We start from the raw sequence: 17362 nt of genomic DNA, 5'->3' as shown, positions 1-17362 counted from the left end.
GACAATTCCTATCAAGGTTACTGCATGACAATTGCTACTTCAACTAAACATCAAATCAACTGGGTGAACACCCTGTTTTTCATCTTCCTGCACATCGGTGCCCTATTTGCTTTTATTCCCGGTAACTTTAGCTGGACAGCAGTTGGTGTGGCATTATTACTCTACTGGGTTACTGGTGGTTTGGGGATTACCCTGGGTTTTCACCGTCTGATTACCCATCGTAGTTTTCAAAGTCCAAAATGGTTAGAGTATTTTTTAGCCTTGTGTGGTACTCTTGCTTGCCAAGGAGGTCCTATTGAGTGGGTAGGAACACATCGTATTCATCATTTACACTCTGACACCCAAGAAGATCCTCATGATTCCAACAAAGGTTTCTGGTGGAGTCATATTGGTTGGTTAATTTTCCATTCTCCCGCACATGCTCAAATTCCCCGCTTTACAAAAGATATTGCGGAGGACAGAGTTTATCAGTTCTTGCAAAAATATTTCATTCCTATCCAGCTCTTCCTAGGTCTGTTCCTATTAATGTTAGGCGGATGGTCTTTTGTAGTTTGGGGCATTTTTGCTCGCATAGTTTGGGTTTATCACTGTACATGGCTAGTTAATAGTGCTACCCATAAATTTGGATATCGTACTTATCCTGAATCCGGAGATAGGTCGACTAACTGCTGGTGGGTGGCGGTTCTAGTTTTTGGTGAAGGGTGGCATAATAATCACCATGCCTTTCAGTATTCAGCTCGTCATGGATTGGAATGGTGGGAAATTGACCTAACGTGGATGACCATTCAACTGCTACAAGTTCTGGGTCTAGCTACAAATATTAAACTAGCGCCGAGAAAAGCGTAAGTGGGTGGGTGGAATTAAACATAAGATCAACGTAGGTTGGGTTGAAGTATGAAACCCAACGCCCGCATGGGTCTCGTCCCTCGAACCATCCTACAAATAATTTTGCCTCCCTACTTGAACCATAATTTAGGTCTCATGTCAATAGTTTTGAGGTCATGAAACTATTGGCTTTTTGTTAGTAAATTTGGATTTTAGCTGGGTTATCAGAAATTTCAGATTTGGGATTTTTGGGATTTTAAATTTGAGAATTTCCCGTTGAGAATTGTCGTCGAGGGAAAATTAGAAAACGAAAATTAATTTATTTGGTATGGCTATAATATAATTACTTAAAGTGGCAAAAATTAACTTATCTGCTGTAAAATAATTTTGCCAGCGTATTTACATTGGTTGTTTCTCAGGTGTTCATGACTACATCACTTATTAAAGACCAGGAAAATATCGTTTATCCCACCCTGGGTGAGGACGAGGTCAAATTCAAACACATTATCAAAAGTCTACCCAAGGAATGTTTTCAGAAGAATAGACGTAAAGCATGGACTACGGCCATCATCAGTTTAACCACAGTTGGGTTAGGCTATTATTTTCTGGCAATTTCTCCCTGGTTTCTTTTACCCATAGCATGGATTTTCACGGGGACTGCTTTAACAGGGTTTTTTGTTATAGGTCATGACTGTGGACATCGTTCCTTTGCTAACCGTCGTTGGGTAAATGACTTGGTTGGGCACCTGTTCATGATGCCTTTAATTTATCCGTTTCACAGTTGGAGAATTAAACATAATTACCACCATAAACATACCAATAAACTGGAAGAAGACAATGCGTGGCATCCCATAAGAGTAGAAGTTTTTGCAAATTGGGGGAAAGTCCGACAGTCCGCATTTGAATTATTCATACGCAAGCGCCTGTGGTGGATAGGTTCTATTGGGCACTGGGCAGTAGTTCATTTTAACCCTGGTAAATTCCAGAGAAAAGACCGAGCTAGTGTCAAGTTATCTGTAGGTGTGGTGATAGCTTTTGCCATCATAGTTTTCCCAACATTGATATTCACTACTGGGTTATGGGGCTTTATTAAGTTTTGGTTTATCCCCTGGATGGTTTATCATTTTTGGATGAGCACATTTACCATTGTTCACCATACAACCGCAGATGTTCCCTTTAAAACAGCAGATAAATGGAATGAGGCCTTAGCCCAATTGTTTGGGACAATTCACTGTGATTATCCTCGCTGGGTAGAGATACTCTGTCATGATATCAATGTTCATGTTCCCCATCATATTTCTACGGCAATTCCTTCCTATAATCTACGGTCAGCTTACAAAAGCATCAAGCAAAATTGGCGACCATTTCTTCATAAAGAATGTAAGTTTTCCTGGAATTTAATGAAGAAAATTACTAACGAGTGTCAACTTTATCAAACGGACATTGGTTACATCACCTTTGACGAGTATTACGCCCAAAAACAACCCACTCGCAAATAACCCCCAAATGAGTTTCAGGACAGGCGTTTTGCCTGTCAAATATCCAATTGTGACCTTCATTTAAGAAGAAAAAATCCAGTGCAATTAAAAACTGTTCAATCAAACCAAAATCTTGACATTGAATCTTCTCAAAGTGAAGACAAGTTGCCATTTACTCTTCAAGATTTAAAAGCTGCCATTCCCCCCGAATGTTTTCAACCCAGTGTACTTAAATCACTGTATTATTTTTTTCGTGATATTGCGATTATCATCGGGTTATATGCGCTAGCAAGTTATCTAGACTCCTGGTATTTTTGGCCGGTTTTCTGGATAATGCAAGGCACAATGTTTTGGGCCTTATTTGTTGTTGGTCATGATTGTGGACACCAATCTTTTTCCAAGTATAAATGGCTAAATGATTTGGTAGGTCATCTTTCTCATATTCCCATTCTCGTACCCTATCATGGTTGGAGAATTAGTCACCGAACTCATCATAAAAACACCGGTAGCTTGGAAAATGACGAGAGTTGGTATCCGTTGAATGAGTCTAGTTATCAAAAATTACCTTTTTTACAAAAGTTAATTCGCTACTATCTGTTTTTACCACTAGCCTATCCTATTTATTTATTCCAACGTACCCCCGGAAAAAGTGGTTCCCACTTCAATCCTCAAAGTAGTTTGTTTAAACCTTCCGAAAAGGGAGACATTATTACCAGCACTACCTTATGGATTGCTATGGTAACTTTATTGGGTTTCTTGACCTATCAATGGGGTTGGTTGTGGTTATTGAAATACTATGCTGCTCCTTATATTGTATTTGTAATTTGGTTGGATTTAGTCACCTATTTACATCATACTGAACAGGACTTACCCTGGTATCGTGGTGAGAATTGGAATTTCCTAAAGGGTGCAATTTCCACTATTGATAGGGACTATGGAATTTTCAACCACATTCACCATGATATTGGCACCCATGTTGCCCATCATATCTTTTTGAATATGCCTCATTATAATTTATTGAAGGCAACAAAAGCGATTAAACCAATTTTAGGTGAATACTATCACCAATCTCAGGTTCCTATTTGGAAAGCATTATTACATTCTGCCAAAGTTTGTCATTTTGTTCCCGATCAAGGTGGCCAGGTTTATTACACCTCTTATGGAAGTAATGGCAAGTAATTGTTAGATTATTGATTTTGTAGTTTTAGCCAGAACGTCAGTCAAAGTTAGTTAGGCGTTCTGGTTTACTTTGGGGTTTTTCTTTTTACCTAAGGTACAATAAAACCATATTTTTTAAAAACAGTTTTTGACAGATTACTCACTAAAAATTTAGAGAAATTTTTGGCAGCATCAACATTTTTACTTCCCCTAATTATTGCTAACGGATAGATGATGGGAGAATGAAATTTTTCATCAGCTACAACCACCACTTTTACCTGTCCAGAAATTTTTGCATCGGTTGCATATACCAATCCCGCATCAGCATTACCACTTTCTACAGCAGCTAAAACCTGACGTACATTGTTGCCATAAACCAGTTTTGATTTTATATTTGACCAGATTTTCAACTGCTCTAAAACTTGTTTTGCATATTGTCCAGCAGGTACGCTCCTAGGTTCACCAATAGCAATCCTTTTTACTTTTTCATCTTGAAGACTGTAAAAACTATTGACACCAGAACTATTCTTTGGTGTAATCAAGACTAGACGGTTTTTAGCTATGATCACTCTACTCTCAGGAAGTAAGAGGTTCTTTTTTTCTAAAGCATCTACTTGTTTTTTAGCAGCAGATATAAAAATATCCACGGATGCTCCCTGTTCTATTTGTTGTTGTAATGGTCCGGAAGCAGCAAAGTTGAAGCTAATGTTCACATTCTTTTGCTCTTTTTGGTATATGGGTTTAAGTTCGTTTAATACATCTTGCAAACTTCCAGCAGCGGACACCAATAGGTTGGTAGTTGACTGACCTACTGTCCAGTTTGATATACCAATGGCTAGGAACATTGTGATTAGAGCTGTAGCAATTAGTATGGGTAATTTTCTCCATAATATGGTAAAATCAATTTTGGGCAATTTTATTGTCATTTCAATTATTACTCCGTATTTTTGCTAGACTATATTAGGCTGCGCGACACAGCTTATTCTACTGTTGTTAACAAGTTAACCTTCTTATACAATTCCTTCAATGGTAATTTTAGCTTAATTGATGCTACATTTAAAACCGCATCTTCCGTTTCATATTCAGTCAAAAACCACTGATTTTCATTATTTTTTACGTATTGCATTACATAATGCCTAGTCTGATCAATTAAAATATATTCTTTAAATTGGGGAATTGAACGATAATAAAGAAATTTATCTCCCTGATCATAATCTTTTGTGGATTTGGATAAAACCTCAGTTATTAATAAGGGATTGGTAATTATGGTGGTGTTATTTCCATAATAAATAGGTTCACTCTCAATTACCATCAGGTCGGGATAAGTAAATTGGCGATATTTTGGTATCCACAGTTTGACATCACTAATATAAACTTCATAGTTTAAGTCATTTAGTGCTAAATTAAGATGGAAATAAAAGTTACCTGCTAGTTTGTTATGATTTGTTGTTCCACCAGCCATATTTATAATTTCTCCATTTCTATATTCATTTTTACAATCAGATTTTTCCTCCAGTTCTAAATATTCTTCTGGTGTATAGTGGACTGTAACTATTTTGATTTCTTGTGTAATAGTTTCTAGTTTCATACTTCTTTTGTGGATTAATAGAGCTGTTGCTATTAGACTAAGTAGGGAGGCACGATTATTTATAGGATAGGTTAGCGGTAGGGTAACCCGTGGGGTTGTTCAACCTACAAGATCCTGGGTCTAGGACACAATTCAGAATTATATTTAGCCATTCCATCGATTGCGAAGCACTCCCTAGGATGTAAGGTAGTTGGATTTTTTGGCTTATGTTGCTAGTATAGCAGATAATTCAAAAATTATCTTAAAATGTCCAGTGATTTAAATATTTAGTCTCAGCAGTACGGGCATCAAATCGGTAAAAATTGTGGCGTAATTTTGGTGTAGCTTGACACTCCCAGGCGTGTTACTGTATCTTTTTTGATGGCACAAATTATCCAATTGCTATAGGTACGCGTGTAGGTTGGGTTTTATCAACCCAACCTACACGCGTTGCAACAATTAGGGTGTATATGAATTTATTTTAAATGAAAAGAGCGATTGATTGCGTCCCTATGAGAGATCGTCCAGTGTTGCTGCAATTTATTTTGCACAACTACTTAGCTATTCCACTCCCCTATTTTCACTAGACTATGGGCCTTTTACCAGCTAAGTTAGTAGTAAACAGATGGTTATAGAACAATGTTCTGTTTTTTATACGGAATAATGTTATAATTATGGAAGTGTATTTGACTATAAAAGGATATACGTACTAATGAAAGCCTCAGAAAGTAACCTAAGAGAGATAATTCAGGGAGATAAGCAATTTATTATTCCCTTATTTCAAAGACAATATAGTTGGGATAAGCAGCAATGGGAAGTATTGTGGAGTGATATTGAAGAGCTATGTTGGATGGAAAACCCTCATCCCCATTTTATGGGTCCTATGGTTAGCATACCAGAATCAGATATCACAGGAGGAGTAGATAAATATATACTGATAGATGGACAGCAACGATTGACTACTATTTTTATTCTTATTTGTGTTTTAAGAAACAAAGCAAAGGAAAAAAATAAAGGTTCACAACTGTCAGATGAGTTACACAACAAGTTTTTGATTAATCAATATCAAGAGGGAACAGAAGTTTATAAACTGCAACCTGCACAAACCGACAGGGAAGCATTTTACGGTTTAATTGAGAATAAATATAATCCGGACTCTAACGCGAAAATAGGTCAATGCTATACGTTTTTTGAGAAGAAAATTAGGCGAACGGATTTACAGATTGACAGAATCAAGAAGGTTATTTCTAATCACTTGTGTGTTGTAAACATTGTTTTAAGTACAGATGATAATCCCTATTTAGTTTTTGAAAGCCTTAATTACAAGGGTCAATCTTTGACCCAGGCTGATTTAGTTCGCAACTATTTTTTCTTAAGCATTTCTCCAGATGAACAGGAACAAGCTTATGAGGAATATTGGTTAAAAATGCAGGAAAATTTAGATGATAACTTAACGGAATTCATTAGACATTATTTAACTAAAAGTGGGGACGAAATCAAGAAAGATCAAATTTATTTTGCAATCAAGGAAAAAATCAGAAACGATGCACTTGCTATTCTAAAGGATTTGTATAAATTTTCTCAATACTATACAAAATTTTTAGACCCCCACAAAGAAGAAGATCTAATTGTTAGTCGTTACTTAAATAGAATTAAAAGACTAGAAGTAGCTACTGTTTATCCGTTTCTGCTCAATTGTTATGACGATTATCAAAATAATAAACTATCAAAGCAGGATTTGATCTCAGTCTTTGATATTTTGGAAAATTTTGTCATTCGTCGTTTTGTTTGTAATATTCAAACAAGGGGATTAAATAAAATATTTGCTGGACTTTACAAGCAAGTTAGCAAAAATAGTAATCTCAATAATACTAGTTTTGTTGAAACACTAAAACTTGATTTACAAAAACATGAATACCCGGTAGACGAAAAGTTTAAAACCTGTTTATCAGAGGTGCAATTATATGGTAGACAAGGGCGATCTGAAAAAGGAAAGTTAATTTTGGAATCTATTGAAGAGTCTTTTGGTCGTAAAGAACAGTTATCTTTTGAGAGTCTTTTTATCGAACATATTATGCCACAGAAATTGAGTACATGGTGGGAAAAACACCTGGGTGAAGATTATGGAACAACTCATAATTTGTTAATTCACTCTTTGGGAAATCTTACTCTCATTGCTTATAATGGTCAGTTATCTAACAATAACTTTTTTGAAAAGAAAGAAACATTGAAAAGAAGCCATTTAGAGATCAATAAGTATTTTGACAAACAGGAAAGTTGGAAACGAGAGGATATAGAAAAGCGTAGCTCATATTTGGTGGATAAGGTTCTGGAAATTTGGCCTTACTTTGGTAATCAAGATTATGCGAACTCATCTAATCAGTCTCACAACCAAATAACTTTCACAACTCCAAGAAAACTTACATTCTTTGAGACATATAGTGTAAGAAGTTGGCGAGATGTTTTGCAAAAAACTCTAAATGTGATAGCAGATTTAGAACCGGACAAGTTGGAAAAAATCACCGAGCAATTTCCTCGTTTTATTGGCAAAGATGAGAAATATTTTCGTGAATCTAGAAAGTTAGAATGCGGATTATTTATTGAGGTAAATTTATCCGCTAAAGATATTTATTCTTTTTGCGTGAAAGCCATTCAAGCAGCAGAAATTCCCATGGAAGAATGGAAAGTGGAAAATGACTAGTTAAGATACAATCAAATATGCTGTAATTTATCTGTGGTGAACTTTTGTTGAGCAATGTCTAGGAATTTGTTAAGCTATCTAAACTACTCTGGTTTTTTTCACCCCGACCAGTTATTGTCCAAAATATGGGAAATGTCAAATTGAGGATATAGATGACCAAAAGATTTTTTTTGACTGGTATCACCCTATTATCACTGGTTTTATTGGGCTTATCCCTATTTGCTAGTTGGCAAAAACCCCAATTCCAAAGTATTTTAGAACTATACCAAACCAATATTGTTCTGCAAGCCCAAACCTGGGAAGCATACAATAGTAATGATAACCAATTATCCGAGATTCTGCAAGCAATAGTGGGCGATGGTGCTATACAAAATGCAAATAACCAATATGAAGAAACACGAAACTCTGTACAAAAAAGTATAGATAAAGCTGAAACAGTTACAAATTCTGTTCAAGAGATCTCAAAAACTAGACTAGAAGAATTATTTAGGTTGCGGGACGAATTAGACCTACAACTGGGAATATTACAAGCAAAACAGAGCAATATTAAAACTGCTATCAGCACTTGGAATCAAATCCAACCTAGCGAAAGAACAGAAATTACCAAAACCGCTCAAGTGCTTATTGGAATATGGAATACCCCTCCTCGATTACTCCCCAATGCTCAACCCCTAATCCAAAAAAATTTGGCAGGTTGGTTTCGCTATACTGCCTTAACCCAATTATATGAAGTTCAGCAACGTCTTGATGCTTTGACAGATCTTCAAGCTGCACAGGAAGAAGTCGCGAAGCAAGCAATATTTAAACTAGCTATAATCACTGTGGTTCCTGGATCCATATCTTTGATTGGTGTTATACTACTGATATCCCTGATGATTCAGCGTCTCATCAAGGGTAGGGAATCTATCCTAGCTCAAAATGCCCAAAGGGTATGGTTAACCCCCTGGAATTTGGAAATAGTCCTTCAAGTGTTTATCGTGGGATTTTTCCTCATGGGACAAGTATTTGTACCCACAATACTCCAACTACTACCTATTTCTCCCTATTCAGAAAACCTGCAAATTCAGGCTTTTTCTGTTTTGATTAGTTACATATTAGTATCCTTTGGTGCACTGTCAGTTTTATATATTTCCATTAAGCGTTATTTACCCTTACCAGAAGAATGGTTTAAGTTCCGGTTGTTCGATAATTGGTTGTTGTGGGGAATAGGTGGGTACTGTGCAGCAGTTCCCATCGTGATCATAGTATCACTGATAAATCAAATTTTATGGAAGGGAGAAGGTGGAAGTAATCCTCTCTTACAAATGGCATTGGAAAACAGGGATGGTGTAGCTTTAGGAATATTTTTCCTCACCGCTGCGATCGCAGCACCTTTGTTTGAGGAATTTTTGTTTCGTGGGTTCTTATTGCCATCCCTTACTTCCCATCTACCGGTTTCGTGGGCAATAGTAGTTAGTAGTTTTATATTTGCTATTGCTCACCTGAGTTTATCTGAAATGCTCCCACTGACCGCCTTGGGTATAGTTTTAGGTGTAGTGTATACCCGGTCTCGTAATCTTTTGGCCCCTATGCTTCTCCATGGACTATGGAATAGTGGTACTTTAGTCAGTTTATTTATTTTGGGTGGCAGCAATAGTTAGGGACCCATAGCAACACACCTCTATAAGCTTTGCTCCAGGGAGATCCACTACCTGGATCCCCTTTTAATAGGCCAAGGTTTCTAAGGTCTCTCTTAAATACTTTTGCACTTGCTGTTCTAATCGTAAACCTGTTAGCTTTGATTTGCTTTCTAGTTGCCAGCGTTGAAAACCAGAGGTAGTAGAGATGGCATATTTTAGGTTTTGCCAAACTTGGTCGTCATAAGTAAGGTCTGGACTCTTAGGTGCCGAAATACGAATCATAGTTTATCACTCTTCTTCTAAAACTTATATGTACTGTGTTTAGCTTTTTGTAGTCTACCTACGGTGAAGTAGGATTTAACGGGTATGGCATTACCAAAAGGTAATGGAGGCAAAAATTTTATTTAATCTTTTCTCAATATAACCTTCTCCTTCCATTAAATTCTGTGTAACGGATCACTAAAACCCAGAATATATCGGATACTTAACATTAGAAATAATAAGCAGGTAAGTGCCGGGTTGTAAAAAGGTTGCACCATTTTGTAACCCAGCATCCCAGAACCACAACGCCTACTTAGTTAAGGTGAGGGTACGACGTTTAGTTACCATTTGATAAGCTTCAATTATATCACCCTCGATCCAATCATGAAACTTTTCAATACCAATACCACATTCGTAGCCAGAGTTCACCTCCCGAACGTCTTCCTTCATGCGTTTCAGAGAATCCAATACTCCTTCATAGATGACCTTACTATGGCGACGAATTCTCACCTTACAATTACGCACCAGTTTTCCAGATTGAACATAACAACCAGCAACTGCACCGCGTCCCACGGGGAAAACAGCACGCACTTCCGTTTGTCCGAGGGGTTCTTCAACTAGCTCCGGTTCTAGCAGACCTTCTAGGGCACCTTGGATATCTTCCAATAGTTTGTAGATGATATTGTATTCCCTCACATCCACACCTGCTTCGTCAGCTGCCTGTCTAGCACCACTAGCATAAGTAGTGTTAAAACCAATAATTACTGCATTACTAGCAGCAGCTAGGTCAATATCAGTTTCTGTGATTTCCCCTGCTGTAGCCAACAACAGACGAATTTGTACTTCATTTTGAGGTATTTGCTTGAGGGAGCCAATAATCGCTTCCACAGAACCCTGAACATCCCCCTTGAGAATTAAGTTCAGTTCCTTCAACTCGCCCTCTTGAGCTTGAGCAGATAGGGTTGTGAGAGTAACCCTACCTTGTAGTAATCGAGACTGACGTTGCTTATCTGCACGTTCACCAGCGATCGCTCGTGCTTCCTTCTCATTTTCAAAGACTTCAAACTCATCTCCTGCAGCAGGAACATCGCTTAAGCCCAGGACTTCCACAGCGGAGGAGGGGGTAGCAGCATCTACCCTACGACCTCTGTCATCAACCATGGCTCGAACCTTACCGAATGCGGATCCTGCTACTAACATATCCCCCACATGGAGACTACCATTTTGAATTAACAAGGTAGCCACAGCTCCCTTAGCCTTATCCAAATGAGCTTCAATCACCGTTCCCTTAGCAGCGCGATTGGGATTAGCGGAAAGTTCAGCCACCTCTGCTACCAATAAGACCATTTCCAGTAGGGTATCCAGATTTTCACCCTTAATAGCGCTAACAGGAACCATAATTGTTTCTCCACCCCAGTCTTCTGCGGTTAATCCATAATTAGTCAATTCCTGTTTAACCCTTTCTGGTTGGGCACCCTCTTTATCAATCTTATTAATAGCTACAACAATAGGTACACCAGCTGCTTGAGCGTGACTAATAGCCTCTATCGTTTGAGGGCGCACACCATCATCAGCAGCTACCACTAAGATGGCAATATCTGTTACTCTCGCCCCCCTAGCTCGCATGGCAGTAAAAGCTTCGTGACCGGGAGTATCCAGGAAGACGATTTGTTGAGTTTTCCCCTCATGTTCCACATCTACATGGTAAGCGCCAATGTGCTGAGTAATACCACCAGCTTCCCCAGCAGCCACCTTAGTTTTACGGATAGAATCCAGGAGAGTAGTTTTCCCGTGGTCCACATGACCCATAATAGTTACTACGGGAGGACGACGAATCAGATGGTCTAGATCCTCAATGTCAATCATTTCCGTAACCTTGCGGGCCTCAGCTTCCGGTTCCGCCGTTTCCACTTCTACCTCTAGTTCTTTGGCCACCAGGGTAATAGTAGGAATATCCAGACTTTGGGTGATACTTACCGCCATAGCCTTCATAAACAGAATTTTGACGATTTCCGTATCAGCAACTAGCAGGGCTTCTGCTAATTCTTGCACTGTCATTGGTCCTGTCACAATTAGCTTGTTGGGTCGTTCTTGTAATTCAACCTCCGTTGTTTGTTGGCGACGATTTTGGTCACGCTGAGCACCGGGTTTTTTATGGCGACCTGTTGGGGGAGCCACCGCCAAAGCAGGTTGTTGGATAGCCTTGGGTGCTTTCGGTTTAGGTGGACGAGCTATAGATAAACTAACTTGAACACTGGCGGGAATTTCCAACCCCTGTTCATTCATTAGATCATCATCCTCAAAATCATCCTCCAAAATGGGTTTAACCCGTTTGCTCTTAATACCGACCTTGGATTTTTCCTTCAGCTCGTCAATTACTTCCTCTTCTTGCCACTTCTTACCAGTTTTAGCATTGCGTGGCGGGGTTGGACGTTTCAAATCCAGCAGCGGTGGTGCTATAACCTCTTCCACCAACAGATCCTTCTTCCCTCCTCCCACCATGGGTTTTAGTGAAGTATCACCTGCTGTTTCCGACGGTCTTGTTGGTCTGGTGGGGCGTTGGATATCACCCGGTTTAGCCCCCCGATGCTCTGCTCTGATTGGGGGCGGGGTAGGACGACCGGTTTTTTGAGGTGGCGCTTGGTCTGTCGGGGGCTTAGTGGCTCTGGGTTTGCCATGTTCCTCCTCCCGACGCTGTTGACGCTCCCGTTTGAGGATGGGTTTTTCCGCTGTGGATAGGGGTTGTTCTGTATCCGAAGTTTTCTCCCCTGCTGGTCTGGATGGGGGACTGACCAATTGGGGTTTTTGTGGCTTTTCCGTTCTAGGTTTGGGCGCAGGAGGTTTTTCAGGTTTTTCCCCCTTAATTTTTTCCGGCGCTGGAGCATGGGGCTTATGATCTGTGTCTACCACCGATTTATGTGGGTTTTCAGATTGATTCTTGGGTATGGGTCGAGTTGGTGCCGTCGGTTTCATGGGTGAGGCTGATGTAGCAAAAGTTCGTGGTTGTGATGGAAGTGTGACCGATGGGTCGGTCATATTGACACTGTCAGATGAAGCAAACTGTCCGTTGGTAGCAACTGATGCCTCTAAGGCACTGGAGGTAGTGTTTCTCAAGATTTTGGGTTTACGAATCTCCAAAATTTGTTGTTGACGAGGTGCAGCAGATCGGTTTCGGAAGCCAGGTTTCTGGGAATTTGGTTTATGGTTATTTATACCTAATTCTTTTTTTTGCGCCATTCTCGCTGCTGTCAGCTTTTGTGACACTTCGCGAATTTGTGTCGCTTCTGTTTCAGAAATTGTGCTGCTGTGGCTTTTGACCGCGATATTGAGCTGGTCGCAAATTGCTAATAGCTCTTTGTTATCCAAATTCAATTCCTTTGATAATTCGTAGATTCTAACTTTGCCGTTGTTCATCCACTCTTTCCCCTTTAATTTACAGTTTTAACGGACGGTTGCCTGGTTTCCGACATCTCCATCCTTTGATCACTGTTTTTTAGGTTGCCCTTGGTGATGTTGTCGGTGCCTCCAAATAATTAGGAAAGAGAGATGTTCCGGTTTCATACTGGCATCCCCACCGGTAATGATGGTTGACTGGATCCCGCAAAATTTTTTTTCATAAAAAATTTCCTTGGGCATCCTTGATGCCGAACTGCGCTTTGACGCTACCAGGTTGCCATGGTTTAGGTTTAGGTTTTGCTGATTCTGAGTTTTCCACTACAAAGTCGAGTAAAACTTATTACGGTTTTCCGGGCGTTCAGGTTTCGCGGGGTCTCCACGCACCATGTCGAATGCTCCATATAATTCTAGCAACTGAATGCTACCCTTTTTGGGGATAACATCTGTGGTATGATAATCGGATCATAACTAGCACCAGGATTTTCTTTGGTCAACCCTGGTTGTGGTTATTTTCCTGACCGAGTCTTTGCCACAATGTTTCATAGACTGTTTCTGGAACTGTTCCCTTTAGGGAGCGCCCTAGTTTATTTTTCCTCTGTGCCTTATGCAGGCAGTCGGCTTGAGGGCAAATATAAGCAGAACGCCCCATGCCCTGATCCAATTCTACCTTGCCAGATGGAAACAGACGAACAATCCTCCAAAACTCTGTCTTTGTTCCTACCCGACGACAACTAATGCAACGCCGATAGTTTGGTTTCATTTGCTATTTCCTTTAATTTTCCTCCTCCATTGAGTTAAAGTCATCTTCCCCTGCGTCTGGATCATCTTCATATTCCTCTTCCATAACTTCAAACTGATTATCCAGTTGATTACTCTCCTCCTGATAGTTGGCTCTAACTGCTGCAAATTTGGCATCCTCCGCTCCATAATCATATTTGGCCTGGTCTTTAATATCTATTTTCCATCCGGTTAACCGTGCAGCTAATCTCACGTTTTGACCTTCTTTGCCAATGGCTAAACTCAGCTGATCTTCAGCTACTAAAACGTGGGTCTGGCGACTTTCAGGATCCATTAAGCGTACCTCATCTACCCTAGCAGGACTCAACGCGTTAGCAATATAGGTGGCTGGATCCGGTGACCAGCGAATTACATCTATTTTTTCACCGCGCAATTCGTTAACCACTACTTGAATTCTTGATCCCCTAGCTCCAATGCACGCCCCTACCGGATCCACATCCCGATCTAAAGTATCTACTGCTATTTTAGTCCTCGGACCAACATAACGGGAAGGAGGATTGGCCTCCCGAGCTACTGCTACTATTCGCACTACCTCATCCTCTATTTCTGGCACCTCGTTAGCGAATAAGTAAACTACTAATCCTGCATCCGCACGAGATACTAGCAATTGTGGCCCTCTTTGTTGTCCTTGAGAAACTTTTTTTAAGTATACCTTAAATGTTGCATTAGATCTATAAGTATCATTTGGCAATTGTTCCCTTTTTGGTAGTTCTGCCTCCACCTCTGGCTGACCAAAACTACTACTAACTGCTAATATTACAGATTGTCTTTCAAATCTTAAAACTCTTGCTTGTAAAACCGTACCTTCTAAGTCTTGAAATTCTTCCTGCACCATTTGACGCTGTTGGTCTCGCAACTTCTGTGCTAAAACCTGTTTGGTTTGCATGGCTGCCATGCGTCCAAACTCCCCTTGATCTGGTGTCACATCTAAGACTACTGAATCCCCAGATTGAGCCTCAGGCGCTACCTGTTGCACTTCATCTAAGGAAATCTGATGATCACCATTGGTTACTTCTTCTACGATTGTTTTGGTGGAAAGAACCCGAAATCCCTCCCCATCAATATCTAGTTCTACCTCAAAGTTATCAAAATAATTTTCGTCAAATTGTCTGCGCTCTAAATTCTGGGCGCGGCGGTAGCGTTCATAACCTTTAAGTAGTGCCTCCCTAATGGATGATTGTACTGCTAAACGGGGTAAATTTCGCTCTAGGCTAATTTTTTCAATTAAATCTTTTAATCCGGGTAAAGTAACCATTGACATAAGCAGTCTCCTTAATCCTTAATTTTTATCCGTGCAAACGCTGCAATTTTGCACTGTTTATGTTGCCAATTTTTAGGAAAATCGTTGACTAATTTTATAGCTTTGGTAAGAACGCTTAAAACAGGTTTATGGCGTGACTGCTGGATAGACGTTCTAGATCGCTATATCTCTATATTTTCTCAATCACATAAAAAAATCTCAATTTCATTAGGGGTGATCATCTAATTGCACCTTGGTAACCAGGGATCTGAGAATTTCTACTACACGACCCTTTTGATTTAAGTAAATTTTTGTTTCATCTCGACGAATCAACTGACCTCTCCATTCTTTTTCTCCATCATCGGGATCACAGGTAGATACAACTACAGGAAATCCTTTAAAGGAAATAAATTCCCTGTCAGTTGCCAATTCCCTCGAAATCCCTGGGCTAGATACTTCTAAAACATAAGTGTCTGGAATAATCTCAGCTGCGTCTAGGGAACTTTCTAAAGCACGGCTCATCTTTTCACAATCGTTTAGACTAGTATCTTGTTGAGGATTGCGAATATCTACACGCAAAATGGGAGGACGCTGGTTTGTATGAAAAACCATGCCCACAACTTCCAGTCCTAGTTCTGCTGCTAGTGGAGTCGCTAATTCAATAATTTGTGGAACTAAGGGATGAGTCATGCGATAATTGAATAAAAAAAAGTGGGCACCCACCCACTTCCGGCGATAGGGATATCTTCCCAGAAGTCTGAGACGAACTTTTTTAGGTTTGTCTCTCTATGCTAGTGTAATCTATTTTTTTGCTGTTGACACCCTGCTACCAATTAACTGGCAAGAAAAATTCTGCGATCGCCTGATTTTGTTCACACTGCTTTAGACCGCATTTTTCTCGTCTGCTCTATAATTTGCTCTATGTCTTCTTGGGACAATCGCTGCACATAGTTTATTTTTACCTCTTCTAAAAGGTCATTTAGCAAACTTTGGAGTTCTACTAGTATGTGTTTTGCCTGTATTTCTCCTGATAATGTAGTTGTAAATTTACCAATTAAGTCCTTAAAAAGTTGAGCGGTTAGGGGATCTTTACTGACTTTAGTCATTATTGAATAAAGATTTTTGCCAATTTGGTCAGCTATCTCTCCACTGAGTTGATTTTGTACCTGGCTCAATCCTGGCAGCTGTAACAGGTTGCGATAAATTGGGACTTGTTCTAAGGCCCCTTCCATACTACGACTCAAAATGGCATTGATTTCCGGTTGAACCTTAGGCATAACAGTATCAATTAAAATACGTATTAATATTCCTGATATTGCCTCTATTTCATTAATGTTATTAATATCTATATACTCACGTTCATTTTGTTTAGGGTCGAACCAACGACTAATATCACTATGTTGAATCGAGAACTGAATTTGATTAATCACCCGCACCACAACAATTTCCGTGATTTCTTCGGCAAAATTAGCGACTATACCCTGGTGAATCTGTTTTCTTACTAAATATAAGTTTATAAGATTTGATTGGTCTAGACGTACAACGACTGGTACAATACGTAGCCAGCGCCAAAAGGGAAACAACAGAAATAGATCATACCAACGCCATAAAATTGCCTCCAACCAACTAAGATGAGAGTTTTGACGCTTAATATAAAAACTCCGCCATAACAGTTCCAACCCAAATACAGCTACAAATGGTAAATCAACTAACCAAAAATTATTGATCAACTCCCCATTTTCGCCAATTCTCCGGTAGTAATTACTAGCAATACTAGGGAGAATTTGCCGATTAAAAAATTCAATTTCTTCTACCCATCGTCCCTGGGATAAATATTCCGGACTCCAGAAAATTGTAAAAGCGCTCTTTGATGACTCCTGACCTACTCTTTCCCGCATGCGGTTTTTAATTTTTTCTAGGGTTCCACTTTTCCCAGATCCCGCAAAGGGGTTACTATCAATCATATCCATGCTCATACGGCGAATTTCTGCCAGTTTAGTTTTTACAACAGGGGAACCTAAACCACTTTCACTCACCTGGACTTGTAAACTGGCTATATTATTTAAATAGTTCACCGTATCTCGATGGGGTTCAATGCCTTTAATTGGATCATAAATACGACTAAGTTGGGGCAAATTGCGAAAGTAAAAATCTCGCCAAGGTACGTAACTCCAGTCAAACATCACCAGACCCAAATTAAGGGTAGCAGTGATTGCCATCAACCTTTCTAACCATAGATGTTGCTTGGAAATTCTCAACTTACTCATATATAATTGGGTTGCTCACTAGAAACTAGATAGTAATCTTACATGTAGTTAA

Annotated in this window: 13 protein-coding genes; 5 read left to right on the top strand and 8 right to left on the bottom strand. The window is 39.6% G+C overall.

Annotated features, from left to right (window positions below; genetic code table 11):
* The first annotated feature begins 24 nt into the window (after positions 1–24).
* The 3 genes from ASL19_RS07020 (at position 25) to ASL19_RS07010 (ending at position 3482) form a co-directional block, all read left to right on the top strand.
* Positions 25–846, top strand: coding sequence for an acyl-CoA desaturase (locus ASL19_RS07020; RefSeq protein WP_006275612.1), 822 nt, complete (start codon positions 25–27; stop codon positions 844–846).
* A gap of 404 nt (positions 847–1250) precedes the next feature.
* Positions 1251–2324, top strand: a complete 1074-nt coding sequence (locus ASL19_RS07015; protein WP_057177777.1) for a fatty acid desaturase — start codon at positions 1251–1253, stop codon at positions 2322–2324.
* Positions 2325–2402: 78 nt separating this feature from the next.
* Entirely contained in the window at positions 2403–3482 is a 1080-nt protein-coding gene (locus ASL19_RS07010) for a fatty acid desaturase (protein ID WP_057177776.1), read from the top strand.
* Between the two features lie 89 nt (positions 3483–3571).
* Here the strand turns inward: ASL19_RS07010 and modA are convergent, their stop codons facing one another.
* Complete coding sequence (modA, locus tag ASL19_RS07005; protein WP_006275615.1) at positions 3572–4387, bottom strand: molybdate ABC transporter substrate-binding protein; 816 nt, start codon at positions 4385–4387, stop codon at positions 3572–3574.
* Positions 4388–4440: 53 nt separating this feature from the next.
* A complete protein-coding gene (locus tag ASL19_RS07000; protein WP_057177775.1) occupies positions 4441–5049 on the bottom strand; it encodes a Uma2 family endonuclease in 609 nt (202 codons plus the stop codon).
* Between the two features lie 691 nt (positions 5050–5740).
* Between ASL19_RS07000 and ASL19_RS06995 the strand changes: the two genes are divergently transcribed.
* Together ASL19_RS06995 and ASL19_RS06990 are read left to right on the top strand one after the other, a co-directional pair.
* Positions 5741–7729: a DUF262 domain-containing protein gene (locus ASL19_RS06995; RefSeq protein ID WP_057177774.1), complete on the top strand. Its 1989-nt coding sequence runs from the start codon at positions 5741–5743 to the stop codon at positions 7727–7729.
* Positions 7730–7881: 152 nt separating this feature from the next.
* A complete protein-coding gene (locus ASL19_RS06990) occupies positions 7882–9369 on the top strand; it encodes a CPBP family intramembrane glutamic endopeptidase (protein WP_057177773.1) in 1488 nt (495 codons plus the stop codon).
* Positions 9370–9432: 63 nt separating this feature from the next.
* On the opposite strand, the gene ASL19_RS06985 is transcribed toward ASL19_RS06990, so the two are convergent.
* From ASL19_RS06985 to ASL19_RS06960, 6 genes are all read right to left on the bottom strand, one after another.
* Positions 9433–9630 (bottom strand): hypothetical protein, encoded by a 198-nt coding sequence (locus ASL19_RS06985; protein ID WP_006275618.1) that lies wholly within the window; start codon positions 9628–9630, stop codon positions 9433–9435.
* Between the two features lie 288 nt (positions 9631–9918).
* Positions 9919–13023: a translation initiation factor IF-2 gene (infB, locus tag ASL19_RS06980; RefSeq protein WP_057177772.1), complete on the bottom strand. Its 3105-nt coding sequence runs from the start codon at positions 13021–13023 to the stop codon at positions 9919–9921.
* Positions 13024–13495: 472 nt separating this feature from the next.
* Positions 13496–13765, bottom strand: coding sequence for a YlxR family protein (locus ASL19_RS06975; protein ID WP_006275620.1), 270 nt, complete (start codon positions 13763–13765; stop codon positions 13496–13498).
* 12 nt (positions 13766–13777) lie between these two features.
* On the bottom strand, positions 13778–15064 hold the full coding sequence (gene nusA / locus ASL19_RS06970; RefSeq protein ID WP_057177771.1) for a transcription termination factor NusA: 1287 nt from the start codon (positions 15062–15064) through the stop codon (positions 13778–13780).
* Between the two features lie 207 nt (positions 15065–15271).
* Positions 15272–15733: a ribosome maturation factor RimP gene (rimP, locus tag ASL19_RS06965; RefSeq protein WP_057177829.1), complete on the bottom strand. Its 462-nt coding sequence runs from the start codon at positions 15731–15733 to the stop codon at positions 15272–15274.
* Between the two features lie 182 nt (positions 15734–15915).
* Positions 15916–17310 (bottom strand): hypothetical protein, encoded by a 1395-nt coding sequence (locus ASL19_RS06960; protein WP_057177770.1) that lies wholly within the window; start codon positions 17308–17310, stop codon positions 15916–15918.
* Between the last annotated feature and the right edge of the window lie 52 nt (positions 17311–17362).

It is taken from the genome of Cylindrospermopsis sp. CR12 (assembly GCF_001432185.1).
Classification (GTDB): Bacteria; Cyanobacteriota; Cyanobacteriia; order Cyanobacteriales; family Nostocaceae; genus Raphidiopsis; species Raphidiopsis raciborskii.
This window is presented reverse-complemented; position numbering and strand designations above follow the sequence as displayed.